The organism is Eleftheria terrae, assembly GCF_030419005.1.
GTDB lineage: Bacteria > Pseudomonadota > Gammaproteobacteria > Burkholderiales > Burkholderiaceae_C > Caldimonas > Caldimonas terrae.
In genome coordinates, this window is sequence record NZ_CP106951.1 from 4,087,738 (window position 1) to 4,113,504 (window position 25,767).

General features: G+C 72.6%; 25 protein-coding genes. 3 read left to right on the forward strand and 22 right to left on the reverse strand.

Translation table 11 applies throughout. The features are described from left to right. Positions 1-3 precede the first annotated feature (3 nt). The 12 genes from N7L95_RS18180 to N7L95_RS18235 form a co-directional block, all read right to left on the reverse strand. Positions 4-3,327: a hypothetical protein gene (locus tag N7L95_RS18180; RefSeq protein ID WP_301256659.1), complete on the reverse strand. Its 3,324-nt coding sequence runs from the start codon at positions 3,325-3,327 to the stop codon at positions 4-6. A gap of 137 nt (positions 3,328-3,464) precedes the next feature. Further along, positions 3,465-3,920, reverse strand: coding sequence for a type III secretion system chaperone family protein (locus N7L95_RS18185; RefSeq protein ID WP_301256660.1), 456 nt, complete (start codon positions 3,918-3,920; stop codon positions 3,465-3,467). A gap of 23 nt (positions 3,921-3,943) precedes the next feature. Further along, positions 3,944-4,828, reverse strand: coding sequence for a hypothetical protein (locus tag N7L95_RS18190; RefSeq protein WP_301256661.1), 885 nt, complete (start codon positions 4,826-4,828; stop codon positions 3,944-3,946). Continuing rightward, complete coding sequence (sctS, locus tag N7L95_RS18195) at positions 4,825-5,085, reverse strand: type III secretion system export apparatus subunit SctS (RefSeq protein ID WP_301256662.1); 261 nt, start codon at positions 5,083-5,085, stop codon at positions 4,825-4,827. Before sctS ends, N7L95_RS18190 begins: the two co-directional genes overlap by 4 nt. 12 nt (positions 5,086-5,097) lie before the next feature. Then, positions 5,098-5,760 (reverse strand): type III secretion system export apparatus subunit SctR, encoded by a 663-nt coding sequence (sctR, locus tag N7L95_RS18200; protein ID WP_301256663.1) that lies wholly within the window; start codon positions 5,758-5,760, stop codon positions 5,098-5,100. Beyond that, positions 5,738-6,781, reverse strand: a complete 1,044-nt coding sequence (gene sctQ, locus N7L95_RS18205) for a type III secretion system cytoplasmic ring protein SctQ (protein WP_301256664.1) — start codon at positions 6,779-6,781, stop codon at positions 5,738-5,740. The genes sctR and sctQ overlap by 23 nt, the downstream gene beginning before the upstream one ends. After that, entirely contained in the window at positions 6,778-7,425 is a 648-nt protein-coding gene (locus tag N7L95_RS18210; protein WP_301256665.1) for a type III secretion HpaP family protein, read from the reverse strand. Before N7L95_RS18210 ends, sctQ begins: the two co-directional genes overlap by 4 nt. Then, complete coding sequence (gene sctV, locus N7L95_RS18215; RefSeq protein ID WP_301256666.1) at positions 7,425-9,479, reverse strand: type III secretion system export apparatus subunit SctV; 2,055 nt, start codon at positions 9,477-9,479, stop codon at positions 7,425-7,427. Before sctV ends, N7L95_RS18210 begins: the two co-directional genes overlap by 1 nt. A gap of 21 nt (positions 9,480-9,500) precedes the next feature. Next, positions 9,501-10,598 (reverse strand): type III secretion system export apparatus subunit SctU, encoded by a 1,098-nt coding sequence (gene sctU / locus N7L95_RS18220; RefSeq protein WP_301256667.1) that lies wholly within the window; start codon positions 10,596-10,598, stop codon positions 9,501-9,503. Between the two features lie 21 nt (positions 10,599-10,619). Next, positions 10,620-11,231 (reverse strand): GNAT family N-acetyltransferase, encoded by a 612-nt coding sequence (locus N7L95_RS18225; protein WP_301256668.1) that lies wholly within the window; start codon positions 11,229-11,231, stop codon positions 10,620-10,622. Beyond that, a complete protein-coding gene (locus tag N7L95_RS18230; RefSeq protein ID WP_301256669.1) occupies positions 11,228-11,431 on the reverse strand; it encodes a hypothetical protein in 204 nt (67 codons plus the stop codon). The genes N7L95_RS18225 and N7L95_RS18230 overlap by 4 nt, the downstream gene beginning before the upstream one ends. A gap of 219 nt (positions 11,432-11,650) precedes the next feature. After that, positions 11,651-12,118 carry a hypothetical protein gene (locus tag N7L95_RS18235; RefSeq protein WP_301256670.1) on the reverse strand — a complete coding sequence of 156 codons (468 nt, stop codon included), beginning with the start codon at positions 12,116-12,118 and terminating at the stop codon, positions 11,651-11,653. Between the two features lie 287 nt (positions 12,119-12,405). Here N7L95_RS18235 and N7L95_RS18240 point away from each other — a divergent pair, with 287 nt between their 5' ends. The 3 genes from N7L95_RS18240 (at position 12,406) to N7L95_RS18250 (ending at position 15,342) form a co-directional block, all read left to right on the forward strand. Beyond that, positions 12,406-13,848 carry a helix-turn-helix transcriptional regulator gene (locus tag N7L95_RS18240; protein ID WP_301256671.1) on the forward strand — a complete coding sequence of 481 codons (1,443 nt, stop codon included), beginning with the start codon at positions 12,406-12,408 and terminating at the stop codon, positions 13,846-13,848. Then, on the forward strand, positions 13,845-14,591 hold the full coding sequence (locus N7L95_RS18245; protein WP_301256672.1) for a YkgJ family cysteine cluster protein: 747 nt from the start codon (positions 13,845-13,847) through the stop codon (positions 14,589-14,591). Before N7L95_RS18240 ends, N7L95_RS18245 begins: the two co-directional genes overlap by 4 nt. An 82-nt stretch (positions 14,592-14,673) precedes the next feature. Then, positions 14,674-15,342, forward strand: coding sequence for a hypothetical protein (locus tag N7L95_RS18250; RefSeq protein WP_301256673.1), 669 nt, complete (start codon positions 14,674-14,676; stop codon positions 15,340-15,342). Positions 15,343-15,364: 22 nt separating this feature from the next. Here N7L95_RS18250 and N7L95_RS18255 read toward each other — a convergent pair whose 3' ends face one another. From N7L95_RS18255 to N7L95_RS18300, 10 genes are all read right to left on the reverse strand, one after another. Next, positions 15,365-17,989 (reverse strand): galactose-binding domain-containing protein, encoded by a 2,625-nt coding sequence (locus tag N7L95_RS18255; RefSeq protein ID WP_301256674.1) that lies wholly within the window; start codon positions 17,987-17,989, stop codon positions 15,365-15,367. 148 nt (positions 17,990-18,137) lie between these two features. Continuing rightward, positions 18,138-19,754: a phage tail family protein gene (locus tag N7L95_RS18260; RefSeq protein ID WP_301256675.1), complete on the reverse strand. Its 1,617-nt coding sequence runs from the start codon at positions 19,752-19,754 to the stop codon at positions 18,138-18,140. A 139-nt stretch (positions 19,755-19,893) separates the two neighbouring features. Further along, entirely contained in the window at positions 19,894-20,721 is an 828-nt protein-coding gene (sctT, locus tag N7L95_RS18265) for a type III secretion system export apparatus subunit SctT (RefSeq protein WP_301256676.1), read from the reverse strand. Further along, positions 20,718-21,245 (reverse strand): hypothetical protein, encoded by a 528-nt coding sequence (locus N7L95_RS18270; RefSeq protein WP_301256677.1) that lies wholly within the window; start codon positions 21,243-21,245, stop codon positions 20,718-20,720. Before N7L95_RS18270 ends, sctT begins: the two co-directional genes overlap by 4 nt. 133 nt (positions 21,246-21,378) lie before the next feature. Further along, entirely contained in the window at positions 21,379-22,701 is a 1,323-nt protein-coding gene (sctN, locus tag N7L95_RS18275) for a type III secretion system ATPase SctN (protein WP_435870027.1), read from the reverse strand. Between the two features lie 38 nt (positions 22,702-22,739). Continuing rightward, a complete protein-coding gene (gene sctL, locus N7L95_RS18280; RefSeq protein WP_301256678.1) occupies positions 22,740-23,420 on the reverse strand; it encodes a type III secretion system stator protein SctL in 681 nt (226 codons plus the stop codon). Further along, positions 23,414-24,046, reverse strand: a complete 633-nt coding sequence (locus N7L95_RS18285) for a type III secretion protein HrpB4 (RefSeq protein WP_301256679.1) — start codon at positions 24,044-24,046, stop codon at positions 23,414-23,416. Before N7L95_RS18285 ends, sctL begins: the two co-directional genes overlap by 7 nt. Next, entirely contained in the window at positions 24,043-24,828 is a 786-nt protein-coding gene (sctJ, locus tag N7L95_RS18290) for a type III secretion system inner membrane ring lipoprotein SctJ (RefSeq protein WP_301256680.1), read from the reverse strand. Before sctJ ends, N7L95_RS18285 begins: the two co-directional genes overlap by 4 nt. A gap of 14 nt (positions 24,829-24,842) precedes the next feature. Beyond that, positions 24,843-25,229: a hypothetical protein gene (locus N7L95_RS18295; RefSeq protein ID WP_301256681.1), complete on the reverse strand. Its 387-nt coding sequence runs from the start codon at positions 25,227-25,229 to the stop codon at positions 24,843-24,845. Positions 25,230-25,257: 28 nt separating this feature from the next. Then, on the reverse strand, positions 25,258-25,713 hold the full coding sequence (locus N7L95_RS18300; protein ID WP_301256682.1) for an HrpB1 family type III secretion system apparatus protein: 456 nt from the start codon (positions 25,711-25,713) through the stop codon (positions 25,258-25,260). Positions 25,714-25,767 lie beyond the last annotated feature (54 nt).

A 25,767-nucleotide genomic window follows, 5' to 3' on the forward strand; every position in this document is an offset into this window, starting at 1 on the left:
GGGTCATCCTGCGGGCGGTTCGCGGCGCTCGGCCGCCTCGCGCGCCACCTGGGCAAAGATCGCCTCGACGGTCTGCCGGGCAAGCTGGCGGATCTCGTCGTCGGAGGTGGTGGCGGTGAGGGCGGGCGTGGCGGTGGGTGGCTGTGCGGGTGTCGGTGGCGGTGTCCCTGCGGATGTGGGTGTAGGCATCGGCATCGGCATCGGCGTCGGCGTCGAGCTCGACACCGGCGGGGTGGCGGTCGTCGCCCCCGCCTGCGCCTGCTGCGCCGGCAGGGCCGGCGCAGCGCCCCGGTCCGCCGACAGCGCCACCAGGTCGCGGCTCGCGCTGGCTTCGCCGCGGCCGTTGAGCTTGAGCACGAAGTCGATGCCGCTTTCCTTCAGGGTGCTGTTGGTCTCGCTGGCATACAGCCGCGCAGGGCGCCAGCTGGCCGGATCGCACAGCAGCCGGTGCACCTCGTTCTCCAGCGCCTGCAGCTCGCCGCGGGCGGCTTCGCCGAGCGGGGCGCGGCTGAAGTCCACGTCGCCTGCACCGCGCAGCGTGGCGGCCCGGGCGTTGTAGGCATCGACCCGGCCAGCCACCTCGGGCTCCAGGCTGCGCCGTTCGATGAAGGTCTTGTTGCCGGGCCAGGGCAGGCTCTTCACCTCGCGCAGGAAGGCGTCGAGCGCGGCACTGCCGCCGGTGAGCACGCCCTGGGCGTCGCGCTGGCCGAGTTGCGCCTCCCACTCGCTGCGATGCCGCTCGATGTGAGCCACGAAGTCGCTGGCGGTGGCGAACTCGCGCTGCTGGAAGCTCAGGTCCGGGCTCAGGCGGCCCTGCTCCTGCGTCAGCCGGGTCACGCCGTTCTCGCCACGCCAGGTGAGGTCCACCCCCACGCCGAGCAGCGTGGCACCCGGCCAGGAGAAGGACTGCACGCCGAACATCGAGGTCGGCTGCCCCTGCGCGTCCTGGAAGGGTTGCAGCGACGGCGCGCCCCCGGCCAACGAGAGGCTGAGGTTCACCTGGGTGCGGCTGCCCTTGGCCGCCACCGAGCTGCTCCATTGCCCGGACTGGTCGTCGCGCAGGTTGGTGCTGCGGCTGTGCTCCACGCCGGCCGAGGCGGCCGGCCCGATACGCCAGCCGGCGATGTCGGCCCGCACGCCGGCCCCCACCGAGGCCGAATAGCGGTCGGTGCGGCCCTGCTGCGAGACCCAGTTGACCGACACGTCCGGCTCGTCGTGGAAGCGGTCCGCGAAGCGTTGCCAGAGGTCGGCGTTGTCGGCGGGGCGTCGGCCGCCGGCGGGCGGCTGCACCTGGTCGAACAGGAAGTTGACCACGTCGGCCGACTTCTCCTTCCAGCTCGGGTCGGCGCCCTTGCGGGTGCGGATGGCCACGCCTTCGCCGGCCAGGGTCTCCACCGCCCACTTGCCCCCGGCATTGACACCGGCGGCAGCGTGCTCATGCAGCTTCCAGCCGAAGAAGGCAGCCACGCCGAGGTGGCCGGCCCGCCGGCGCTCGCTGCCGATGAAGACCTCGCCGCCGATGGAAGAGACGCCGAACTGCACCGTGGCATGTCGGCCGCTCTCGAGCTTGACGTCGGGCCCGATGCCGACCGAGGGCAGCTGCAGGTCGGCCAGGTTGACGGCCGGCGCCACCTGCACGCCGCGCGTGCCGCCGTCGGAGAAGCGAGCGACGTCGCTGCCCCTCACCACCTTGAGCGCGAACTGCCGCATGTCCTCGATGCCGAAGGTCCTCGGCCGGGTCGGCTTGCCGGTGGCCGTCTCGCCGAGCTGCTCCATGCGGGTGGCGAAGGCGGCGCGCTCCGCAGCGGGCAGCGCCTCGGCGCCCCAGGCCTGCAGCGTCTTGAGCTGCAGCTTGCCGATGTCCTTCAGCTCGCGCTGCACCTCGCGGGCGTCGAGCGCATGGCGCGGCAGCAGCGCCTGGGCCGCCTGCTGCACCCGGGCGGCATCGGGCTTGATGCCCAGGCGGGACACCGCCTGCCACTGGTCCAGCGTCGCCACCCGGGTCAGTAGGCGGTCGAGCTGCCGATGGTCGGCCGGTGTGCGGGTTGCCCGGCTGGCCAGCGCCTGGGCCTGCTGCAGCAGCCCCTCGCGCACCGGCGCGATGGCGTCGCGCAGCCCGGCCTGGAAGGCCTGCTGCTCCGCCTTCAGCTCGCCCAGCGTGGCGCCATGCGCGCCTTCGCGCATCTGCGACATCGGCGAGAGCTGCTTGCCGAACGGCTTGGCCAGCGCCCGCACGATGCCGTTGGCCAGGCCGGCCACCGAACGCGGCCGCACGCCGTGCTGGCCGCGTTCGGCATAGGGCACGAACTTGGCGAGCCGCTGCAGTGTCTTCTCGAAGTCGCTGCCCTTGCCGCTTTCGGTATAGCCATTGCGCCATGCCACATAGGCCGCCCGATGGCGCGTGTTCAGCGGCGTGTCGCCCTTGAGCTGCGACATCGCATGCAGCAGGGCCTGCTGGGCCAGCTGGTGGGGGCCGTCGTCGCGCCCGCCGACTGGCCGGGCCGAGGCCGGGTCGGCCGCCGCCAGGCGGCGAAAGTCGTCCAGCGAGGCGGTGCCGCTGCCGCCGGGGTCCACGCCGCGCGCCAGCAGATGGTGGGACACCTGCAGTGCCGTGCGGTAGGCCGCGCGCTGCGCGGGGGCCACGCCTTCCAGCGCACACAGCGCGTCCATGCCGGCCGGGGTGGCGGCCAGGGCGCGCTGCAAGCGGTGCAGCGAGGTCGCCTCGGTGGCGGTCGGTGGCCCGATGCGGCTGCCGTCCAGGCGGCCGAGCAAAGTGGCGGCCAGCTCATGGTCCTGGTGGCAGACGCCGTGCAGGGCGGTGGCCAGCAGCAGCGGCTGCTCCAGCGGCCGCGCACCGGCCGCTGCGGCATGCTGCAGCAGCTGCGCGGCCAGCTCACCGGCCTGCGGGCCGAAGAGCTTCAGCACCGCCTCGCGGCAGGCCTCGGGCGAGCGAAAGGCGTCCAGCGTGTGCGGCGTGCGCTGCGGGCCCTGGGGCGGATGCTGCCGGCCGGTGAGCATGGCGGTGCCCTGCTCGAGCCGCTGCTGCATGCCCTGCGCGCGGCTGGCCGACAGCTGCTTGCCGGTCAGGACCGCCTGCTGCGGGGCCCGGCCCGGGGGGCCGTGCACGTCGGGCGCGGTGGGGCCGATGCTGGCGCGGGCGTGGAAGGGCACCGCCCCGACGCGCAGCTTCACCGGGCCGCGGCGCTGCAGGTTGCCGAGCGATTCGGTGGCATCCGCCAGGCGCGGCGCCGCCGGCTCCCGGGGATCGGTGCGGTTGCGCTCGGCGGTGCTGTCGGGGGGGCGGGCCGAGGCCGGGCCTATCCTCATGGTGACGTCCTTCTGCAGGCGGTCGGCCCCCCGGGGCGGGCAGCCAGAGCCCCCAATCTAGGCAGGCTGGTGCAGGCGCCAGTGGCCCGGGCGAAGCAAGGTCCGGCGGCGCGAAGCGCGCGGGCGCCGGCCCGGCCTCAGGCCTTGACCCAGAAGTAGTCCCCGGCGCAGATGCCGGTGAACATCTCGTCGCTGGCATTGAGGATGTTGTCGCGCCAGTAGCGGCCATGCTCGGTGTAGTGCGTCAGCGTCTCGGCCAGCCACGCGGCATCGATGTCCGGCGTCAGCGGCACCCGCACGATCAGCAGCACGCCGCCGGTGTCGGGGTTGAGCCCGAGCTGGGCCTGGTCCTGGGCATAGACGGTGAGGTTGGATTCGAGCAGCAACTGGAAGGTGCGCAGCGTGCGCCCGGCGGTGACGATGCCGAAGTGGAAGTTGAGGTACATCGCCTGCGGGTCGGACTCGAAGTGCCCCAGCAGCACCTCGAAGCCCTCCACCTCGATGGCGCCGCGCCGCAGCACCTCGTCGGCGTCGGGCAGGCCGATCAGCTGGCACAGGTCCACCACCAGGCTGCAATAGACGTCTGCGCTCACCGCGATTCCTTCGTCCCGGTTCTTCAGTAGAGCCCGCGCGACTGGCGCATCAGCTGCAGGCGCTCGAGTGCCTGTTCGCGTTGCGCGCCGGTGCGCGGGCGGGTCAGGTTGAGCACCAGCAGGGGCAGCAGCATCAGGGCGTTCTGCACCCGCTCGCTGTGCACGCCGCCATCGCGCGGCAGCCGGGCCGACAACAGGGCCTGCTTCACCTGCGCCAGGCTCAACGCCTGCGGCGAGCGGGTGTGGCGCAGCCAGGCCTCGGCGGCGGCCAGCATCACCGCGCTCAGCGGCAGGGCCGCGCCGGTGGGCGGCGCCTGCGCGGCCGACGCCACCAGCGAGATGACCGATTGCAGCAAGGCCGATTCGTCGCCCGCCAGGCCGCCAGCGGCGCCGAACAAGGCCTGCGCACCGGGCAGTGCGGCGGCCAGCAGCCGCTGCTTCAGCGCCTGGCCGGCGCCACGCGGGTCGGGCAGGGTGCGGCACTGCAGCGAGTAGCCCAGCGCCTCGCTGCGGCCCTGGGCCCGCGCCAGCATGCGGCGGTGTTCGTCCTGCTCGTGGTGGCCGTCTTCGGCACCCCCGCCGCCGCCGGCTTCGACCACCACGCGGGGCTGGTCGGGAGTGAGCAGCCAGTTGGAGGCGGCCGGGTCGCGGTCGTGCGCAAGCGGCTCGTCATGGTGCTGGTTCGACGCATGGCTGGCCGCCGGGCGCGGCCGCGGGCCGGCCGCCCGCGGCGGGCGCCGCAGCGCCGGCAGTTGCACCGAGGCCGGCCGCGAGCGCAGGTGGCGGAACACATAGCCGCCGAACTGGCCGTGCTCGTGCTGGCGGTCGTGCGCCTTGCGGTCGCGGTTCTCGGCACGCTCCTGGCGCAGCAGGGCGGCGGCGCTGTCGTGGGCCCGCTCGGTTTTCATCGGAACAAGGCCTCCAGGATGTTTTCGGAGAAGCGCAGCAGCGTCGCGCCGGCCCACGGCGCGGCGACGAACACCACCACCGTGACGGCCAGCAGCTTGATGCCCTGCGAGATGCTCGAATCCTGCAGCGAGGTGATGGCCTGGAAGAAGGACACCAGCAGGCCCACGATGGCCGAGACCGCCACCGCCGGCAGCGACAGCAGCACGCACATCATCAGGGCCTCGGAGGTGAGCTGGATGACGGTGTCGTAGGACATGCTCGCGGCTCCTCAGCGATAGGTGAGCACCAGCCCGTGCACCAGCTTCGGCCAGCCGTCCAGCACCACGAACAACAGCAGCTTGAACGGGATGGCGACGTTGGTCGGCGTGACCTGCGACAGGCCCATGGCCAGCAGCACGTTGGCGATCACCAGGTCCACCACGATGAAGGCCAGGTAGAGCAGGAAGCCGATGCGGAAGGCCTCCACCAGCTCGGTGAGCAGGAAGGCGGGCGCCAGCACCAGCAGGTCGCTCTTCTGCAGCTTGCGGGCCTCCTCGGCGGGCCAGACCAGCGCGGCCGATTTGAGGAAGAACTGCTTCTCCCGCTCCTCGGCATGCTTGTCGAGGAAGCGGCGGAAGGGCTCGCGGGCGGCGTCGGCCGCCTGCAGCAGCTGCTGCGCGCTGGAGCCGCCGGCCGCTGGCGAGCCGATGCCCATGCTGCGCGAGGCCTCCATCAGCACCGGCGCCATCACGTAGCAGGAGATGATCAGCGCCACGCCGTTGAGCACCATGTTGGGCGGCACCTGCTGCACGCCGATGGCATTGCGCAGCAGCCCCAGCACCACCACGATCTTGGTGTACGAGGTGACCACCATGGCTGCGAAGGGCAGCACGGCCAGCGCCACCAGCACCAGGAACAGCGAGACCGGGTCAGCGCTGGGCAGCGGCGTCATGCCGGACCTCCATCCGCGTGATGCGCACGCCCAGCTGGTCGCCCACCGCCACCAGCTGGCCGAGGCCGATGGTCTGGCCATGGCAGACCAGGCGCACCGAGGCTTCCATCAGCGGCGCATCCAGCTCGATCACATAGCCGGGCCGGATGCTGGCCAGCTCGCCCAGGCCGATGCGGGCGGTGTCGATCTCGAAGGCCACCGGCACCTGCAGCTCATGCAGCGCGTCGAGCGCAAGGCCGTCCGCCTCGCCGCCCGGGGCGGGCTCGGGTTGCAGCTGCGGCGGCTGCGCCACACGCAGGGTCTGCTGTTCGAGGTCGAGTTCTGCTTCGGCTTGCATCGTGATGCCCACTCCTGTGATCCATCGGTAGGCGGGCGCCGCGCCGGCCGCTCTGGCCAGCACGATGTCGCCCGGCGCCAGGCTGCCCAGCACCGCGCAGGGCAGCGTCCTTTCCATCAGCCGCAGCCGCCCGCGCAGCTGCAGGTGGCGCCAGGTGTGCAGCGTGCCGGCCTGCGGCACGTCCCACAGCCGGCGCAGGTGGCGGGCCAGCGCATCGTCGACGTCGCGCACTGCCACGCGGGCCTGCGGCGTCACCAGGGTGGCCTGCTCGTGACGGCCCGTGCCGGCCGGTGCCTGGCCGGCGCCGAGCTGGCGGCCGGTGATGCGCAGGCCCGAGGCGGCCGCACCAGCGCCGCCCAGCAGCGGCGCGAGCACCGCGTTGGCCACCTCGCAGGCCAGCTCGTCGTCCGGCAGGGCCAGCGCCAGGCGCAGCGCCGGGCTGGCGGCGGTGTCCACCTCGACCTGCAGCCGCCCCTCCGCGGCCTGCAGGTCCAGCAGCGCGGCATCGGCAATCGGCGCCCGGGTGACCACGGCCAGGCCCGGTTGGTCGAGGGCCTCGGCCAGGCCGTGCTGCAACCGGGCATCGAACACCACCCGCGAGACCCGAGCCTGCTCGCGCCCGACCCGCTGCAGGCGGCTGGCCAGCGGCTGGCAGGCAGGAGCGGTGTCGAAGGCGGGGTTCATGGCAGGTCGATGTCGATGTCGCGAAGGTGACCGAGCGACTGCTCCAGCAGGCGCTGCAGCTGCGGTCTGTGGCTCAAGACTAGTTGGCGGGCCACCGCCGAGCCGCTCTGGAACCGAAGCGACAGCCGCTCGGGCGAAAGGCTCAGCCGCAGCTCGGTGTCGGGCAGCACGGCCGGGTTCAGCGGCACCATCACGGTCCAGGTCTGGAAGGCCGGGTCGGCCTTGCTGCACAAGGTGGCGACCATCTCGGCCAGCTCCTGCTCCCAGGCCGGCTCGTCCTGCCAGGCGGCAGGGTGCGCGGCCGCGCCTTGCGCAGGCTCGGTGGCCTCCTGCGGCGGCGGTTCCTGCAGCTCGGCCGTGTCGAGGGCGGCCTGCAGCCGTGCCAGCGGCGACAGCGGGCGCTGCTGCAGCGGGGCCGGGGCGGCACCCGCCGCCGGCGGCGCCGGGCTGCGGGCGGCAGCCGGCATGGTGGGGGTGGCCGCCCGTGCGGCGGGCGCCTCGCCGCGCGCCAGGTCGTGGCGCCGGCCCTGCATCAGGCTGCGCTGGAAGCGCTCGGCCTGCTGCAGGGTGGCAGGCGGGGGCGGCGGCGGCAGCTCGGGGCCGGGGATGATGCGGCGCGGGCGGCGCAGGTCCTTGTCGCTCATCACGCACTCACCCGGCCGATGGGCCGCAGCTCCACCATGCTGCTGAGCTCCTGGTAGGAGTAGACGCGCAGCCAGTCGAGCCGGGCCTCGATCATCTTCTTCACATAGCGGCGGATGTCCATCGAGGTGACCAGGGCCACGCCCTGGCGGGCCTCGTGGCCGGCGATCTCGGCCACCTTCTCGGTGATGGCCTGCACCGCCTCGGGCGGCATGGCCAGGTAGTTGCCGGCCGGCGTCGGCTTGATGCACTGGCGAATGGCCTGCTCCAGGTTGGGATCGAGCAGGATGGCCGCCACATGGCCCTGGCCGGCCGCCGCCTCGAAGGCCAGGTAGCGGCCGAGGTCGCCACGCACGTACTCGGTCAGCAGCAGCATGTCCTTCTCCTTCGGGCCCCAGGCGATCAGGCTTTCGAGGATGCTGCGCAGGTTGCGGATCGGCACCTGCTCCTCCAGCAGCCGGCGCAGCACCTCGGCAATGCGCTGCAGCGGCAGGATCTTCTGCGCCTCGGCCACCAGGCCCGGGTAGTCGGGCATGGCGCGGTCGATCACCCACTGCACCTCCTGCACGCCCATGAAGAGGTGCGCATGGAAGCGCAGCACCGTCATCACCTGGCGGGCGATCACCTGCTCCAGCCCCAGGCAAAGGGCGCGCTGCTCGTCGGGCACCGCCTCGGGCGGCAGCCACAGGGACTGGGCCTGGCCCATCATCGGGCCGTGGCGCTGGGCCTGCGCGGCCAGCGGCGACTGCGGGTCGCTCAGCCACAGCAGCCGCCCGGGCACCACCACCGAGCACACCGGCACGTCGTTGAGCAGCACGTCGAAGCCCAGCTCCGGCAGGTCCTGCGCCACCCACATCGAGATGCCGGGGAAGGGCAGCCCGAGCAGCGCCTGCAGGCGCTGGCGCTCGCGGGCCAGCGCCTCGTCGAGCCGGTCGGCCTCCAGCAGCACGGCCAGCGCCTGCGACATGCGGATGCCCAGCGGCTTGGCGATGTGCGGCGCCTGCTGCAGGATGGAGGGCGGCTCGCCCTTGCCGCCTTCGCGCTGCAGCGAGGTGATGGGCTTGGAGATCACCGCCACCTCGGCACTGCGGCGCTTCTTGGCCAGCACATAGGCCGCAAAGCCCAGCCCGCCGGCCAGGCCGAGGAAGGGGATGGCCGGGAAGCCCGGCACCGCCGCGAAGCCCACCACCAGCGCCGCGGCCAGGTACATGGCGCGCGCGTTCATCGTCAGCTGGCCGATGATCTCCTGGCCCAGCGAGCGGGGCTTCTTCTCGTGCTCGTCGGCCACCCGGGTGATGAGCACGCCGGCGGCCACGCAGATGAAGAGCGAAGGGATCTGCGAGACCATCGCGTCGCCGATGGACAGCACCGCAAAGCGGTTGGCCGCCTCGCCGGCCGACATGCTGTGGTACATCACGCCCACGACGATGCCGGCCAGGATGTTGATCAGCGTGATGATCAGCCCCGCGATGGCGTCGCCCTTGACGAACTTCATCGCGCCGTCCATGCCGCCGTGCATCTGGCTTTCCATCGCCAGCATGGCGCGCTTGCGCTTGGCCTCGTCGGCGGTGAGGATGCCGGCGCGCAGGTCGGCGTCGATGCTCATCTGCTTGCCGGGCATGGCGTCCAGCGTGAAGCGCGCGCCGACCTCGGCCACCCGTTCCGAGCCCTTGGAGATCACGATGAACTGCACCACCGTGATGATGATGAAGACGACGATGCCCACCACCAGGTTGCCGCCCACCACCAGCTCGCCGAAGCTCTCGATGACGTGGCCCGCATCGGCATGCAGCAGGATGGCCTTGGTGGAGGCGATGTTGAGTGACAGCCGGAACAGCGTCGTGAACAGCAGCAGCGACGGAAACGACGACAGCGCCACCGCATTGGGGATGAACAGCGAGGTCATCAGCAGCAGCACGCTGACGGCCATGTTGAAGGCCAGCAGGCTGTCGATCGCCAGCGTGGGCAGGGGCAGCACCATCAGCGCGACGATGGCGACGACCAGCACCGCCATCGAGATGTCGTTGCCCAGGGTGGTGTTGAGTTTGAGGGCCATGGGAGTTCTCGCTCGTCTTCTTCAGGGGCGTTCAGGGGTCGCAGGCGGCGCGCGGCCGACGATGCCGCTGCCCTGGGTGAGCTGGGCCACCAGCGCGACCCAGCGCAGCACCGCGGCGACTGCCTCGAACAGCGGCTCGGGGATCGGGTCGTCCAGCGTCACGCGGAACAGCGCGCGGGCCAGCGGCGGGTTGCCGACGATGGGCACGCCGTGCTGCTCGGCCAGCTGGCGGATGCGGGCGGCCTCGGCGTCCACGCCCTTGGCCACCACGATGGGCAGCGGCGTCTCGCGCGGGTCGTAGCGCAGCGCCACCGCGTAGTGGGTGGGATTGGTCACCACCACGTTGGCGGTGGGCACGCGGGCCTTGGGGTCGGAGTTGGCCAGCTCCTGCGCCAGCTGGCGGCGCTGGCCCTTGATGAGCGGGTCGCCGTCCATCTCCTTGAACTCGCGCTTGACCTCGTCCTTGGACATCTTCTGGTCGCGCTTGAACAGCCACTTCTGGATGCCGAAATCCACCGGGCCGATCACCACGAACACGATCACCGCCGCGCCGAGCAGCTTGAGCAGCGCGGTCCAGGCGATGGCGACGATGCCGGTGGGCGTCTGCACGCTCGCGCCGATGAGCAGCGGCAGCAGGTCCAGCACGATGACCCACACCACCGCGGCCAGCGCGACGGCCTTGAGTACCATCTTGAGGAAGTCGATGATGGAGCGCACCGAGAACAGCTTCTTGATGCCCGAGCCCGGGTTCACCTTGTCGAAGTTGGGCGCCAGCGGCTCGAAGGTGATCATGAAGCCGACCTGCGCGAACGAGGCCACCAGCCCCATCGCGATGGACACCGCCACATAGGGCAGCACCAGCAGCAGCGCCTCGCGCAGCATGGCGATGGCCACGGCCTGCATCTCGGTGTTGTCGCGCACCGCCAGCGCGTCAGTGCCGGCCAGCGTGAACAGGGCCACCAGGTGCGGGCCCGACAGCGAGGACGCCATCGCCAGGCACACGGTCAGCGCGAACAGCCCGGCGGCCGCATTGACGTCCTGGCTCTTGGTGCTCTGGCCCTTCTTGCGGGCATCGTCGAGCTTCTTCTGGGTCGGCTCTTCGGTCTTCTCGCCGGACATGCTGGCCTCGCGGTCGGATGCTCAGGGCCGCTCTGCCAGCTCGTGGCCGAGCAGCACCATGTCGCAGCGGCGCTCGCCGATGCGCACCGCACCCGGCAGCCGGCCCCACAGCACGAAGCCGGCACGGGCGAACAGGCCGAGGCTGGCATGGTTGTCGCTCCAGATCTGCGCCAGCAGCCGCCGGTAGCCGCAAGCCGGGGCGCGTTGCACCGCGCGGTCGACCAGCTGGCGGCCGATGCCCCGGCCCTGCCAGGCCGGCGCCACGTAGACTGAGAGCTCGGCCGTGGCCTCGCAGCCGGGCCGGTCGAAGTAGCCCAGGAAGCTCAGCCAGCCCACCGTGTGCGGCCCGCTGCGCGCCACCCACAGCGGGCGGCCGCTGCCGCGGTGCAGCAGCATCCAGCCCTGTACCTCGGCCAGGCCCAGGGCGCGCAGGGTGCCGCGCAGCGCGGGCGGCGGCAGGGTGTCGTTGTAGATCGCGGCAATGGCCGCTGCATCGGCCGTGCAGGCAGGGTGGATGAGCAGGCCGCCCTCCGGCGACGCCGGCGCCGGCTCGGCCACCGGGACGGGCCCGGGGTGCAGCACTTCGATGATGCGGCCGGCGGTGGCCGGCGGATCCAGCGCGACGCTGCTCATGGCTGCTGCGCCCGGCGCTCGGCCCGGGTGCTGCGCGCGGTGGGCCCGGCGGCCAGCAGGGCGGCCACGCGCTGCGGGGACACGCTCACCATCGACAAGGGGCCTTGCCGCTCCAGCACGTCCAGCATCGCGACGATGGAGCTGGAGGCCATCAGGTGGACGACACCCCGCTCTCCGCTGGGGCGCACGAAACGGGCCATGAAGGTTTGCATAGGAAGCAGGCTCCCGGTGGCAGTGAGGGCCGCACGCCGGTCTGCGGCGCTCGGGCTGCTGCAACGGTAGGGCGATGCCGCCGCCGCCCGCGGCCCGCACGCGAACCGGCGAGCCGGCGCGCGAAGGCCGCTGCAGCTGCCGCGGCGGTCTCGCAAAAAAATGGCCGCTCTTGCGAGCGGCCATGCCGGGTGGCGATGCGGGGTGGCTTACTGGGCGCCGGTGGCCGCCACGCCCTGGCCCACGGCCTTGGTCTGCTTGGCGGCCGCCTCGGCCATTTTGGTGACCGACTGGATCACCGCGTTCTGGGCCTGGAACTTCATCTGCAGCATCGACGCGTTCTCGATCTGCTTCATCATGTCGCCCATCGCCTTCTCGTTGGTGTTGGCGGCCTGCTGGTTGGCCTTCACCGCAGCCTGCGGCATGTGGCCCTGAGGGCCGCCGGCGCCGTGGCTGGACGAGGGCGTGTGCGCCGGCGTCGGCAGCTTGGACTGCCGCGGCGGCATGGCCGCCGCGTTCATCGCCGACGCGCCGCGGCTGGCCAGGCCGTGCGCCTGGTTGCCCAGGGTCTGCATCGTCTTCGCCGCGGTCCCGACCGCATTGCCGACGGTGCCGGCCACGCTGGTCGCAACGTTGGCGGCCGTCTTGAGGGCGGCGCCCAATCCGTTCACGCTCATGGAGGTTTCCTTTCTGAGAACAAGGACCGGCAGCATCGACCGGACAGCGGGGCTGGCAGATGCGGCAGGAAGGTCCTGCGACCATAGTGAAGAAGCGCCGCCCTGCGGGCTCCGCCAGCCGAAGCCGCATGCGGCCCTGCGAAGCGGCCGGCGTTGTTGAGCATCGGTTGAGAATTCAAGCGAGAGTGATTGAGGATTTCGCTGAGAACCTTTGAGCCACCTGCGCAGCCCCCCTCCCTAGCATTCATGACATGCCACAGCCCGTGGCGCTTAGTGGAGGTGAAGCCATGTTGATGTTGGCCTTGACTTGCCGACGAGTGAACGAGATGGAGCCCGGCCTCGCCGCGGCCGTGCTCAAGGGGCAGCTGGCGGATGCGGTGCGGCTGGGCAGCGAGCGCTTCGAGCGCACGGCCACCACCGCGACGGCCTCGCAGCGTGCCGCGCTGGGCCAGCTGGTGGGCCGCGCGCTGCTCGCACTGGGCCGCGAGGAAGAGGCGGAGGAGCTGTTCCAGCGCCTGCACAAGATCTACGAGACCTGTTCCCGCTCGACGGTGCGCTGGCAGTCCTCGCTGGACCAGGCGGCGCTGTTCCTGCACCTCAACCGCATCGGGCGGGCGGCAGAAGCCTTCAACGTGGTGGCCGATGACGACAGCGCCCCGGCCGTGCTGCGGGCCGAGGCGCTGGCCGGCCTGTCGATTGCGCTGCATCGCTCCAGCGAGCACCGCCGCTCGATGCACACGCTCAATGAAGCCCGCCGCCTGGCCCAGCAGGAGCGGCTCGAAGGCACCGGTGAACTGCTCGACGCGCTGGGCCTGGAGCTGACCGGGCAGTGCTTCTTCCAGGCCGAGGAGTTGCGCGAGCAGGCGCATGGCTGCGAAGCCGCCGCGCCGCCGGTGGATCCGGCACCGCTGCGCCGGCAGCTGGCGGCGGCCATTGCCCGCCTCGGCTCGGCCGAGCTCGTGCAGCGCCGGCTGCGCTACGTGGAGGCGCTGCTGTGCGACGCGGTCGGCTCGGCCGCCGGCCGGGCCCGGCTCAACGACGAGCTGCGCTGGTTGCGTGAGCAGAAGCTGGTGGCCTTCGAGCAGCTGGCCCGGGTGGAGGCCGGCATGGTGCTGGTGCACCACGGCGACAGCCGCGCCGCCTGCGACATGCTGGGCGCGCTGGTCTACGACGAGCAGCAGATGCGCCGCCACCGCTACGCGCTGGAGCTGAAGTACTGCATGTCCAAGGTGCACGCGCTGGCCGGCCGGCATGGCGATGCGCTGCGCCTGTACAAGGACTATGTGATGCAGGCGCTGCATTCGCTGAAGAAGGAGTGGTTCCAGATCCCGCGCTCGCGCTTCCTCGAGAAGCACGAGCTGGCCGAGCAGAGCGACGCCGCCAAGCTGCGCCTGCCGCTGCGCTATCGCAAGGCCTACCAGTACATCGTCGAGCACCTGGACGACCGCAACCTGTCGATCCGCCAGGTGGCGGCCCACATCGACGTCACCGAGCGGGCCCTGCAGATGGCCTTCCGCACCTACCTCGGGATGACACCGGCCGAGCTGATCCGCAGCCGCCGCATGGAGCGCATCCGCAGCGAGCTCAAGAGCGGCGCCGGCAGCGAAGGCGTGCTGGAGGTCGCCTCACGCTGGGGGCTGACCAACCGCTCGACGCTGGCTCACAACTATCGCCAGCAGTTCGACGAGACGCCCTCGGCCACCCTGCGCGGTGCGGTGGTGGCGGCATGACGGCCGCCGCGATGCAGCTGGCCGCCACTGCGGCTGCTGGTGGCGGCTGGGAGGCGACGGCCATGCAGGTGCTGAGCGACGAATACCAGGCCGCCACCACCGAGGCCGTGCCGGCCGGCGAGCCGGCCGCCACCCGCCGCTACTTCCGCCGCTACGAAATCCGTGCCGCCGCGCTGCCGCCCGCGGCCGAAGCCGTGGCCTGCAGCAAGGGCTGCAGCTACTGCTGCCACCTCAGGGTGTCGGCCCCGGCCCACGAAGTCTTCCTGCTGGCCGATGCGCTGCTCGCCATGGACGATGGCGCGCAGCGCGCCGAGCGGCTGGCCCGGCTGCGCGAGAACGCCGCCCGCGTGGCCGCGATGGACCGCCAGCGCCACTGGAGCACGCCGCTGCGGTGCGCCTTCCTGGGCCCGGACGGCGCCTGCGGCAGCTACGAGAGCCGCCCGTCCAGCTGCCGGCGCTACCACTCGCTGTCGGCGCAGGCCTGCAAGGCATCCTTCGATGCGCCGCAGGACCTGCACAGCCGCATTCGCCTGTCGACGCCGCAGCTGGTGTTCGACATGGCGCAGTACCTCGGCTTCCGGCGTGCGCTGTCCGACAGCGGCCTGGACACCACGCAGTACGAGCTCAACACCGCGCTGTGCGAGGCGCTGGACGATCCGCAGGGCAGCCGTGACCGCTTCCGGCGCGGCCAGCGGGCCTTCCTGCAGGCGGCGGTGACGGCCGAAGGCGAGCACGCCGTCTGAAGCGCATGGCGCGCGCCACCCGGCCATGACCCCGATTGCGCCACCCGGCCCCGAGCGTGCCCCGCCGCCCCCGGAGGCCGCCGTGCCGACGGCTGCGGCCCGCAGCCGCGCGCGCGGCGAAGCGGTGGCTCAGCGCAGCGCGGTCAGCGCCGCGGCCCACCAGGTGTGGGCAGCGGTGACACGCAGCGTCAGCCGCAGCATTGCCGCCGAGGCAGACGGCGACGACCTGTGCATCACCGAAGTCGAGGTGGGCGGCCTGGCCGCTGGCGAGGACAGCGATGTCGGTGACTGCGCTTCGGCCACGGACGACGGCGCGGCTGGCAGCGAGCCGCCGGTCCATCCGCCGCAGCGCCTCGCACCGCGCCGCCCGCGGGTGCCGGAGCCGGCGCCGCGTGCCGCGCCGGCGCCGCCACCCGCCACGCCACGGCGCCGCCGCAAGCCCCGCCGTGCGCCGCTGGCAGGCGGCGAGGATGCCTGGCTGGACACCGTCTGCGAGCCATTGCCGCCCTGGGTGCTGGACGATGCGCGCAGCGACGACACGGCGGTGGCCGCGGTGGCACCGGTGCGCGCGCCGCTGGAGGTGCGCCGCACCGAGCTGCCGGCCGACGGCGGCGTGCTGGCCGTCATTGCCTGGGGTTTCGCGGCAGTGGTGGCGGCGGTGCTGGTGGCGGTGATGCTCGGCCTGGCCCGGGCCCCGGCCGACCCACCCCGCGAGGACCCGCAGCAGGCCGAGCCGGCGCCGCGGCGCTGAACAGCGCCGCGGCCTGGCCGGCTCAGGGCGCGAACACCTCCACTTCGGTGAGCGACAGCGCCTCGCTGCCGTTGAGCCACACCCGCAGGTAGCGGGCACTGCGCTGGCCCGGCACGGCCAGCTCGATGGCGCGCTCGCCGTCGAGCGACGCCACGTACAGGTCGGTCACCCCCGGGCGCTGGCGTTCGGTCGCCAGGTCGTCACTGCCGAAGGGTGCCTCGGACAGCAGCACGTGGAAATCGGCCAGCCGCCCGGCGCAGCAGGGGTCGAAGCGGTTCCACAGCCGGATCGACTTCAGCGCCTGCGCGCTGCCCAGGTCCACCTGCCACCACGGCTGGCGGCTCGAGGCGGTTTGCGTCACGCTGCCGCCGGCCAGCTCGGCGCCCAGGCCACCATCCACGGCCCGTGACGCCACCGCGCCGCCGGCGGTGCTCGACTGGCTGGCCGGGCGGTGCAAGGCCAGGTTCAGCGCGCCTTCCTCCACCAGCACCTCGGTGAGCGAGAGCACACGGCGCTCGGCCTCGCCACCCAGGCCGGCACTGCCGGACAGGTCGGGGTCCGGCTCGCGCCGCACCACGATGCTGCGGCCGCGCACCGCGGTGCCCGCCAGGTCGGTGAGGTCGATGTGCAAGCGGTCGGGCGAGGCCAGCTCGTTCTCCGGGTTGAGCAGGGCCGAGGTCCACACCGGTGTGCCGGCGTCGTCCAGCACCGACACCGTGATGTCGCGCAGCCGCGTGCGGCAGTCGCCGGTGGCCTCGCAGGAGCCCAGGCGGTTGAACAGGCTGATCTGCGACAGCGGCCGGCTCTGCGGCAGGTCCAGCCGCCAGCTGGGCGCTACGTCCTTGCCGCCGGTGGCGGTGAAGCCGCTCAGCCGGCCGTCGATGGCGCGGCCGGCCACCGTCTCGCTGCTCCAGGTGGTGGACTGGCTCGGGCTGCCCAGCGGGGCGATGTTGCGCGGCTCGGTGCGGAACTCCACCACCGCCGCGGCCGAGGGCACGCCCTGCGTGTCGACCACATGCAGCTGGTAGTGCCCCGGCGGCACCCGCAGGTTGTCGAGCTGGCTCAGGTGCAGCGTCAACTGCCGGCCGCGCTGGCTGAAGGGCAACGGCACATAGCGCATGTCGGTGCTGTGGCTGTGCGTCACCGCACCGGCCGAGATCAGGGCGACCGAGGCAATGCGGCGGGCGTCACGCAGCAGCAGCCGGCCGTCGCTGGCCGGTCCGTAGCCGAAGTAGGGCGGCACGCTGCGGATGCCGGGCCGGTCGGCCCACACCACCTGCCCGTCCGCCGCTCGCCGGAAGAAGTAGGGCGGGAAGAAGACCTGCGCGTTCTGTGCATAGATGGGCCCGGGCGAGCCACCGCCGGCGTTGAGCACCGCGCCGCTGGGCAGCAGCATGGCCAGCGAGTGGTAGAGCCGCCGCTCGGCCGCCGGCGCCAGCAGCCGCCACTGGCCGCTGTCCGGCTGCCACAGCTCGGCCGGGAAGACCGCCTTGGCGCCGTTGTTGCCGACACTGGTGCCGCTGGTCACCATCACCTGCCCGTCGGGCAGCACCACGGCCGTGCCCCAGTTGCGCGCATGCGCCATCGGCGCCACCGGCATCACCTGCGGCTGCGGGCCGGTGAAGTCGACCACGGTGGCCTGCGCGGTGGCCGGCGCAGGGTCGACATTGCTCAGCTGCCCGCCGCCCAGCAGCAGCAGCTTGCCGGGCCGGAACATCAGCCCGGTGCCGCTGACGCCCAGGCGGTGGCCGGTCTCGCCGAGGGCCTCGATGTGGCCATCGCCGGCCGGATCGAGCCGCCACAGGCGGTCGTTGGAGACGCCCACCACCCGGCCGTCGGCCGCCAGCCAGGCGCGCGGGTACCACCAGCGCGAGTCGAACTTGCCGAACAGCTCGCTGCTCTTGGCACCGCGCAGCAGGCGCCAGCCGGTGGCGGCAGTGAAGACCTCCGGCGTCTCGGCATACAGCTCGGGCAGCCGCGGCTTGTTGTTGCCGCCCAGCAGCAGGATGCGGTTGTCGCCCAGGCGCACCAGCGTGGCGTAGTAGCGCGGCAGCTGCGGCTGGGCGGCGCGCAGCCGCAGCAGGTCGCGGTCGGGGTCCCACTGCGTGGTGGCGTAGAGCGAAGGGTTGTCGCCACCCACCATCAGCACCATGCCGTCCGGCCCCATCGTGCTGGCGGTGCAGAAGCTGTCCACCTTGGTCGGGTTGGGCACCGTGCGGTGCGCTTCGGGCACCAGGCCGAGGGCCGGGGTCCAGACGTCGAAGGTGCGGGCCTCGGCCTGCTCGATGTCGGGCGGCTGGGTGCCGAAGCTCAGCACCCGGCCGTCGGGCAGCAAGGTGGCATGCGCGGCCATCACCGGCCACGGGACCAGCGGCGACCACATGCCTTTCTCGGGGGCGTCGGCGGTCGGCGTCAGGGCGCCCACCAGCGCGTCCTCGCGCGGCGCGATCACCGCCGCCTGGCGGGTGGCGCGCAGGCTGCTCGGGCTGCCGCTGCGGGGGGTGGCCGGTGTGCCCGGTCCACTGCCGCCGCTGCCAGCGCCCCCGCCGCCGCAGGCGGCGAGGGCCAGGCTGAGGAAGGCCGGCAATGCGCCCAGCCGGGCGGTGATGCCGGTGGCGTGTACCGCCGGAAGACAGTTCCTGTCCATGGTGAGCCTCCACTGAGCCGCGGTCGACGCGGGGCGTCCGCCGCCGCGGCCTGGGCGCACGCCTGGTCCGGTTGGACTCTCACAGGATAGGAGGGCCGGCGCCCGCCTGCCGGCGCGGACCCCGCGCGCAACAGGGCCGCAACCGGCCTCAGCCGCCGAAGAACTTCTTGATGCCCGCGCCAATGCCGGCGAAGAAGCCCTTCACGCCGCCGCCGGCCTCCTGCTTGGCCTTGTTGAAGGCGTCGCCCACGTTGTTGAAGTGCTGCTTGACCTTGCCCACCGCGTTCGAGACGCCTTTGACGATCTTCTTGCCGACGTTCTTCACCGCCTTGAAGGCATCCACCAGCGGCTGCACGTTGATGTCGAGCTTGATCCCGAGCGAGGCGCCGATGCCGAGTGCCGCACCGAGCTTGAGCTCCAGCTTCAGCCGCTTCTTGCCGTTCACCTCCGCCACCGTGGCCGACGCCTTGCCCTCGATGCCGACGCCGGCCATCACGCCGCCGCTGACGCCGAGCTTGTTGCCGCCGATGCCGGCGCTCAGCTCGCCCTCGGCCTTGGCGCCGGCGAAGGCGCTGCCGGAGGCTTCGGCACCGGCCTTGAAGCGCATGCCCTCGGCCATCTCGGCCGGCGTGGGGATCTGCACGCCCAGGAAGCCGGTGCCGCCGGCCTCGCCCCCCAGCATGGCGCGGCCCTTGACGCCGATGCTGGGCGTCAGGTCCAGGTTCACGCCCCCCAGGTTGACCGACTGGCGTGCCGGGCTCAGCTCGGTGCCCGCCTCGCCGAACAGGCCACCCTTGGCCAGGCCGCCGGCCTGCAGGTTGAGTCCGCCGACGCCTGCATTGGCCCGCCCGTAGCCGCGCGCCTCGGCGCCGGCCTGTCCTTGCGCGGACGCTTCCACGCTGCCCTTGGAGCCGCTGGCTTTGTAGCTCGCCTCGCCCTTGGCGCCGACCGCCGCCTCGCCGTAGCCGGCCGCGACGGCATTGCCGCCCCGCACCTCGGCCAGCTCGCTGGAACGGGCCCAGGCGCCGGTCTGCTCCAGCGTGCGGCTCTGGTTGGCGCCGCTGCCGCTCACCTGCTCGTGCTTGCTGCCGGCGTGCGAGCTGCGTTCCAGCCCGTTGGCCGGTGCGGCGATCTCGCGCTCGTAGCTGTTGAAGGTCCTGATCGGGTCGGCCTTGCCGCGTTGCGGCTTTTCGGCCGCCTGCTGACCGCCGGCTTGCGGCGCGCCGGCCTGCGACGGACCACCCGGCGCGGCCGCCTGGCGCGGTGGTGCGGGCGGGCGGGCCTCCGGCGATGCGGGGGGCGTTGCGACCGGCTTGCCGTGCCGGTCGACTTCCACCGGCTTGCCCATGGCGCCGAAGTACTTTTGCTCCGGCCGGATCGGGATCGGGATGGCCGCAGGCGGCGCGCCTGCGGCGGCCGGCGACGGCGCAGCGGCCGGACTGCCGGGCGGCGCCAGCAGCTCGGGCAGGGTGGGCATGCCGCCGTGCGGTGTGAAGGCCGGTGGCGCCAGTGCCGCAAACGGCTGGGCGGTCGGCGCCCCCGGGGCGGTGAAGCCATGCGGCGCCGGGGGGGCGCTGAAGGCACCGGGCGGCAGGTTGCCCCCGCTCGCGCCGCCGCCGTAGGCGCTGCGCAGGGCCGCCGCCAGCAGCTGGTCCAGCAGGCCTTGCTGGACCCACTGCTGCGCCAGCCCGTGGCCGGGCGGGGCGACGTCGGGAGACAGAAGCGGCAGGCTGCTCTCGCGGCTGCCGTTGATCAACACGGTCATGGACGACTCTCCTGGTATGCGCCGCGGCGCAGGTCGCCGCTCGCTCGTGGCGGGCGGGGGATCGGCAGCTCACAGCATGCGAAGCGCGCCCGGGCATGCCGGGCGGGCAGCGGAAGGCAGGTGCCGGCGAGCGAAGTCGCTACGGCACCGCGCCGGCCTTCAGCCAGCGCACCAGCTCGCTGGCCAGTGGCTTGAGCCCGAGCGCCGGGCGGGCCTGCTCGAAGAACAGGGCCACCAGCAGCGCCAGCATCAGCAGCGCCACCGCGCCCTTGACTGGCTGGGCCAGGCTGTTGGGCTCCAGCTTGTCGGCCGTCTTGCCGATCAGGCCGAAGCCCATGTCGATCAGCACCAGCACCAGCAGCACCGGCGCGGCCACCTTCATCACGGTGGTGAGGTAGTGCGTCAGCTGGAAGGCCAGGAAGTCCTCCAGCGCGGTGGACCAGGTGGGCGTCAGCCGGTCCAGCGGCCACCACAGGAACGACTCGAACAGCAGCCCGGCCAGCACCGTCATGCCGCCCAGCAGGTAGAACCCGGCGATCGCCAGCTGCGAGACGAGGTTGCCCACCGGCGTGCTCTGCTCGCCGCTGAGCGGGTTGGTCTGCTGCGCGTTGTTGTAGCCGGCCTGGTTGTCGATCAGCGTGCCCACGCCCTCGGCCACCCAGAACACCACCGACACCGCGAAGCCGAACAGCACGCCCAGCAGCGCCTCCTTGGCCAGCAGGGCCAGCAGCATCGGCGTGCCGATGCCCTCCACCACATGCAGCGGCTGGCCCCAGGCGATGAACAGGCCGAAGGTGAGGGCCACGCCGTTGCGCACGATGCCCTGCAGGCTCTGGTCGGCGGTGGGCGGCATCAGCAGCATGGCGGCATAGCCGCGCAGGCTGCACAGCGCCAGCAGCGTCATCAGGCTCTTGAGCGATTCGCCGTACTGGATGATGGCCAGCGGGCGCGACAACCATTCGTTCACTGCAGGCTCCCGGCCGCCAGCTCGGCCTGCTCACGCGCGCGGCCGGCCAGGATGCGGGCCACCGCGGCTTCCTCGGACTCCTCGTCCTGGCTGTCCTCCTGCGCCAGCTCCTGGGCCTGCAGCAGCGCCCGGCGGCGCGCCTCGATGTGCTCGACCTGCTGCTGGGCGCGCTTGACGGCCTGGCGCCTGAGCAGCAGCAGCTGCTCGGCGTCGGCGCACTGCTGGCTGGCCGCCTGCACGGCCTGCGCGGCCTGCTGGTGGCGGGTCTTGAGGGTGTCCAGCACATGCTGGAAGGTGACGATGTCGGCGGCGTTGAAGCCTTCGGCGCGCATGGACAGCGCCTCCATCTTGTCGAAGCAGGCCTGCTGCTCGTCGCGGCAGGCCTGCTCGTGCTGCTCGGCCTGCGCCTGCGCCGCGCGGCAGGCGGCCAGCACGGACTGCTGCTGCACCACCTCGGCCTCCGCCTGCTCCACGCGGCGGCGCTTGGCCCACAGCAGGACCTTGAGGGCCTGCGGGCTGCTCATCGGCGCGGCTCCTGGCGCTGCGGCGCGCCGTTGGCGTCTCGCGGCCGCCGGCTGCGGGGGGCGGCGGAGGCGGTGTGCTGCGCCAACGGGCGCCGCACCAGCGCGCGCTGCGCGCCACCGCGGGGCCCGGCCCTCATGCCTGCACCAGCGCGCCCAGCGCCGCCAGCGTCTTCTCGTAGGGCCAGAGGTCGTCGGTGGCCTGGTTCAGGAAGTCCTTGATGGCCTCGATCTTCTGCACCGCCTCGTCGGCCAGCGGATCGTTGCCCGGCTTGTACTCGCCCATCTGCAGCAGCGTCTCGAGCTCCTCGTACTTGGCCATCAGCTTGCGCAGCTTGCCGTTGGCCATCTGGTGCTCGCGCGGCACGATCTGCGACATCACCCGGCTCAGGCTGCCCAGCACGTCGATGGCGGGGTACTGGTTGCGTGCCGCGATCTTGCGCGACAGGATCATGTGGCCGTCCAGGATGCCGCGCACCTCCTCGGCGATCGGGTCGCTGTTGCTCTCGTCCTCGGCCAGCACGGTGTAGAGCGCGGTGATGGAGCCGGTGGCGCCCATGCCGGCGCGCTCCAGCAGGCGCGGAATCTCGGCGAACACCGAAGGCGGGTAGCCCCGCCGTGCCGGCGGCTCGCCGGCGGCCAGGCCGATCTCGCGCTGGGCGCGTGCGAAGCGGGTCAGCGAGTCCATCATCAGCAGCACGCGCAGGCCGCGGTCGCGGAAGTACTCGGCCACCGCGGTGGCCACGTGGGCGGCCTTGGCGCGCTCGATGGAGGAGCGGTCGGAGGTGGCGCACACCACCACCGAGCGGGCCATGCCCGACTCGCCCATGATGATCTCGATGAACTCGCGCACCTCGCGGCCGCGTTCGCCGATCAGCGCGATCACGCTGATGTCGCATTGGGTGCCACGCGCCAGCATGCCCATCAAGGTGCTCTTGCCGACGCCGGCCGGCGCGAAGATGCCCATGCGCTGGCCCTGGCCCAGCGTGAGCAGGCCGTCGATGATCTTCACGCCGGTGGGCAGCGGGTGCTCGATCATGGCCCGGTCCATCGGGCTGGGTGGCAGCGCGAACACCGGGCGCTGCTCGCTGCACTGGATCTCGCCCTTGCCGTCGATGGGCTGGCCCAGGCTGTCGATGACCCGGCCCAGCAGCCGGTCGCCCACCGGCACCGACAGCACCTGGCCGGTGCCCACCACCCGGGTGGCCCCCGCGCTCACGCCGAGGATGGAGCCGAAGGGCGACAGGATGGTGCGCCCGCCGGAGAAGCCCACCACCTCGGCCACCTGCATCACCTCGCCGCTGGCGTCGAGCAGGTGGCACAGCTCGCCGAGCTTGGCATCCAGCCCGCTCACGCGCATCAGCGTGCCGACCACTTCGGTGACCTTGCCGGCGCGCGTCACGATGCTCGCGCTGGCCAGCTCGGTCTCCATCCATTGCGTCAAGGCCTTCAGGTCCATGGCGTCATTCCTTGTCGAAAGCGAAGCGGCGGCGTGGCTCATTCGGTGCCGCCGTCGGCCACCGCGCGGCGCACCGCGCGCTCCATCGCGGCGCGCAGGCCATCGAGCTGGGTTTGCAGGCTGGCATCGAGCACGCCCAGTTCCGACTCGAAGATGCAGCTGCCGGGGCGCAGGCTGTGGTCCACCTGCACTTCCACCGACAGCCCCTCCAGGGCCACGGCCGACAACGCCGCGATGCCGTCCTGCGCTTCCTGGTAGTCGGCCGGGCCGACCTTGAGCGTGAGCGAGGACGCGCCGCGCGTGAGTGCCTGCACGTTCTTCAGCGCCCGCTGGTAGAGCGCGCCGCGCTGCTCGGTGTGCACGATGCGCTCGACCGCGGCCGTGACGATCTCTGCCAGGCGGGCATGCAGGGCCTGCACCGCGCGGGCCTGCTCCAGGCTCTGGCCGGTCTGCTTCTCGTGCCATTCCAGGGCGGCCTGTCGCCAGCCTTCCGCGAAGCCCTGCTCGCGCGCCTGGGCCAGCACCCGCACCGACTCCTCGGCGGCGGCGGCCAACAGCGCGTCGGCCTCGCGGCGGGCCTGCGCCAGCAGCTGCTCGCGCTGCTCGGCCAGGTCCTGCCGCGCCTGCGCGAGGCGGATCACCGTCTGCGCCTGCCCGGCGCGCAGGATGCCGTGCTCCAGGCCCGCGGGCGCCGGACCGCCGTTCATCCAGATCAGCATGGCACCGCCTCCTCCTCGCCGAGCCAGGCGAGCGCCTGGGCGGCCGGCCAGTCGGGGGCGGCCGCACCGCGCGCTGCGCCGGTGCCCAGCAAGCCGCGCGGCAGCGACAGCCGCGCCAGCCGGCGCAGCGGGCCGTCATCGGGCTGCAGCAGCGTGGCCCAGTCCCAATAGCCGATGCAGGCCCAGTGCATCGGCGACCAGTGCGCCACCTGCGCCGGCACCCCGCGCCCGGACGGCGCCAGTGCCGCCAGGCGGCCGAACCACTCGCCAAGCGCCGCCCGCAGCGCCAACCGCGCGGATTTCTCGATGCAGCAGCGCAGCACGCCAGGCCGCCGCGCGATGGCCAGCGCGCAGAACAGCCGGGTCAGTGTCGGCCGGTCCTGCAGCACCCAGGCGCCGGCTGCATCGAGCAGGCGCGGCAGGGCCGGCAGCGGCCCGCAGTGGGCGGCGAACAGCCCGGCAGCCGCCCGCTCGCGTGCCGGGCCCTCCGGCAGCTGCAGCAGCAGGGCCCAGGGCGAGTCCGCATCACGCTGCCAGTCGGCATGCAGGTCGCCGGGCAGGGCGCGCAGCTTGGCCTCGAAGGCCAGCGCGCCCTCGGCCAGCTCGGCCACGGCGGGCGCCGTCATGCGGCGCCCGCGGCAGCAGCAGCGGCGGGCTTGCCGCGGGCGGGCAGGCGGCGCGCCAGGCCGGCCGGCAGCCAGGCTGGCCGCAGCACCGCGACCGCGCCGCCAGCCAGCAGGAGCAGCAGCAGCGCAGCGGCGCCCCAGGCCCAGCCCGGCATGCCGCGCTGCGCGAGCGGCGCCGGCGGCGGCAGCAGCGCACCGGGCACCAGCGTGACGGTGACGTTGTCATAGGCCAGGCCCTCCACGCTGCGGGCCACCAGGTTCTTGATGGCCGGTGTCAGCGCGCTGAGGTTGGCCTCGGGCCGGTACTTGACGAAGACCGAGGCGCTGGACGGCTTGCTCTCGGTGGCCATCGGGTCGTTGTTGGGCAGCACGATGTGCACCTTGGCAACCACCACGCCGTCGATCTTGGAGAGGGTGTCCGACAGCTCCTGCGACACGCCGTGGATGAAGCGCACCCGCTCCTCGGTGGGGGTGGAGATCAGGCCTTCCTTCTTGAACATGTCGCCCAGGCTGACCCGCTTGTCCTGCGGCAGCCCGCTGGCGCGCAGCACCGCCAGCGCCTGCACCACCTCGTCCTGCTCGACCACGATGCTCCAGGTCTTGCCGGCGTCGGGCGTCTGCTTCTCGGCGTGGATGCCGCGTTCCAGCAGCGCGGCCACCATGTCGTTGGCGTCGGCCTCGGTCTGCTTGGTGTAGAGGTCGGTCTTGCAGGCGGCGAGCGCCAGGCACAGGGCCAGCGTCGCGGCAGCGCGCGCATGGCGGCGGCAGGTGGGGGCGGGCATGGGGACTCCGTCGGTCACTGGTTCTTCATCAGCGTCTGCAGGCCGCTCTTGCCGCTTTGCGCCACATAGACGCCGGCATTGAACTGCACCTGCACCATCGAGAGCTGGTAGGTCAGGTCGATATGGCGGGAGGCCATCTCGTGCATGTCCATGTGGGGCGCCTGGGTCGTGAAGTTGCGCACCTCGGCATAGGTCTGGCGCATCACGTCCTCTTGGGCGCGGATGAAGGCGGTCACCGGCGTCGGGCCCTGGCTGGGCGCCGCCGGCTCGGCGGGCGCGGCGCCGGGCGCCGACATCATCTGCTGGAAGCGCTCGGACAGCGCCTGCGTGCCGGGACCCTGGGTGGCGGCCTGCTCCAGCACGGGGGCGGCGGCCAGGGTGGTGGGGATCGCTTCGATCATGGCGGCTCCTTGGCTGTCGAGGCCGGCCTCAGGCCCGCAGGTAGGCCGCCTGGGCGACCGGCGCCTGGCTGGCCGGGAAGGTGGTTTCGTGCGCCGGCTCCGCCGGGCCGTCGTCCTGGTTGAGCAGCAGCTTGACGAGGCCGATGGCTTCGGCGTTCTGGCTGTTCTGCAGCACCTCGTGGGCGCTGATGCTCCAGGCCGCGTCGCCGGTGGCGAACTGGCAGAAGGCCAGCAGCGCCTTGCCCAGGCTCCAGTTGCTGGCCGAGGCGTCGAGGTTGCGCAGCAGCCGGATCGCGTCGGGCCAGAAGCCGCGCTTGATGGCGATCCAGGCGTCGAAGGTGTCCAGCTCGGCCAGCCGCGGCCGCAGCGCGCGGGCGGCGCACAGCACGGCTTCGGCATCTTCGAGTCGGTTGTTGGAAATGCCCTGGCTGATGATCTCCACCAATCCCGAGACGAATTCCTTGCGTTGCAGTCTTGCGTCCATCGTGCGCTTCCTCCTGTTGCAGCGGCACACCAGAAAAATGTCGAAGAGAAGGCC

Excerpts from the sequence above, each read along its gene's own strand:
- sctR (WP_301256663.1), bottom strand. The coding sequence starts at position 5,760 with ATGACGCCGCTGCCCAGCGCTGACCCGGTCTCGCTGTTCCTGGTGCTG.
- sctU (WP_301256667.1), bottom strand. The coding sequence starts at position 10,598 with ATGTCCGGCGAGAAGACCGAAGAGCCGACCCAGAAGAAGCTCGACGAT.
- N7L95_RS18255 (WP_301256674.1), bottom strand. The coding sequence starts at position 17,989 with ATGGACAGGAACTGTCTTCCGGCGGTACACGCCACCGGCATCACCGCC.
- sctJ (WP_301256680.1), bottom strand. The coding sequence starts at position 24,828 with ATGCCCGCCCCCACCTGCCGCCGCCATGCGCGCGCTGCCGCGACGCTG.
- N7L95_RS18210 (WP_301256665.1), bottom strand. The coding sequence starts at position 7,425 with ATGAGCGACAAGGACCTGCGCCGCCCGCGCCGCATCATCCCCGGCCCC.
- N7L95_RS18300 (WP_301256682.1), bottom strand. The coding sequence starts at position 25,713 with ATGGACGCAAGACTGCAACGCAAGGAATTCGTCTCGGGATTGGTGGAG.
- sctS (WP_301256662.1), bottom strand. The coding sequence starts at position 5,085 with ATGTCCTACGACACCGTCATCCAGCTCACCTCCGAGGCCCTGATGATG.
- sctL (WP_301256678.1), bottom strand. The coding sequence starts at position 23,420 with ATGCTGATCTGGATGAACGGCGGTCCGGCGCCCGCGGGCCTGGAGCAC.
- N7L95_RS18240 (WP_301256671.1), top strand. The coding sequence starts at position 12,406 with ATGTTGATGTTGGCCTTGACTTGCCGACGAGTGAACGAGATGGAGCCC.
- sctN (WP_435870027.1), bottom strand. The coding sequence starts at position 22,701 with ATGGACCTGAAGGCCTTGACGCAATGGATGGAGACCGAGCTGGCCAGC.
- N7L95_RS18225 (WP_301256668.1), bottom strand. The coding sequence starts at position 11,231 with ATGAGCAGCGTCGCGCTGGATCCGCCGGCCACCGCCGGCCGCATCATC.
- N7L95_RS18180 (WP_301256659.1), bottom strand. The coding sequence starts at position 3,327 with ATGAGGATAGGCCCGGCCTCGGCCCGCCCCCCCGACAGCACCGCCGAG.
- N7L95_RS18245 (WP_301256672.1), top strand. The coding sequence starts at position 13,845 with ATGACGGCCGCCGCGATGCAGCTGGCCGCCACTGCGGCTGCTGGTGGC.
- N7L95_RS18235 (WP_301256670.1), bottom strand. The coding sequence starts at position 12,118 with ATGAGCGTGAACGGATTGGGCGCCGCCCTCAAGACGGCCGCCAACGTT.
- N7L95_RS18285 (WP_301256679.1), bottom strand. The coding sequence starts at position 24,046 with ATGACGGCGCCCGCCGTGGCCGAGCTGGCCGAGGGCGCGCTGGCCTTC.
- N7L95_RS18260 (WP_301256675.1), bottom strand. The coding sequence starts at position 19,754 with ATGACCGTGTTGATCAACGGCAGCCGCGAGAGCAGCCTGCCGCTTCTG.
- N7L95_RS18190 (WP_301256661.1), bottom strand. The coding sequence starts at position 4,828 with ATGAAAACCGAGCGGGCCCACGACAGCGCCGCCGCCCTGCTGCGCCAG.
- N7L95_RS18230 (WP_301256669.1), bottom strand. The coding sequence starts at position 11,431 with ATGGCCCGTTTCGTGCGCCCCAGCGGAGAGCGGGGTGTCGTCCACCTG.
- N7L95_RS18270 (WP_301256677.1), bottom strand. The coding sequence starts at position 21,245 with ATGAGCAGCCCGCAGGCCCTCAAGGTCCTGCTGTGGGCCAAGCGCCGC.
- sctQ (WP_301256664.1), bottom strand. The coding sequence starts at position 6,781 with ATGAACCCCGCCTTCGACACCGCTCCTGCCTGCCAGCCGCTGGCCAGC.
- sctV (WP_301256666.1), bottom strand. The coding sequence starts at position 9,479 with ATGGCCCTCAAACTCAACACCACCCTGGGCAACGACATCTCGATGGCG.
- N7L95_RS18295 (WP_301256681.1), bottom strand. The coding sequence starts at position 25,229 with ATGATCGAAGCGATCCCCACCACCCTGGCCGCCGCCCCCGTGCTGGAG.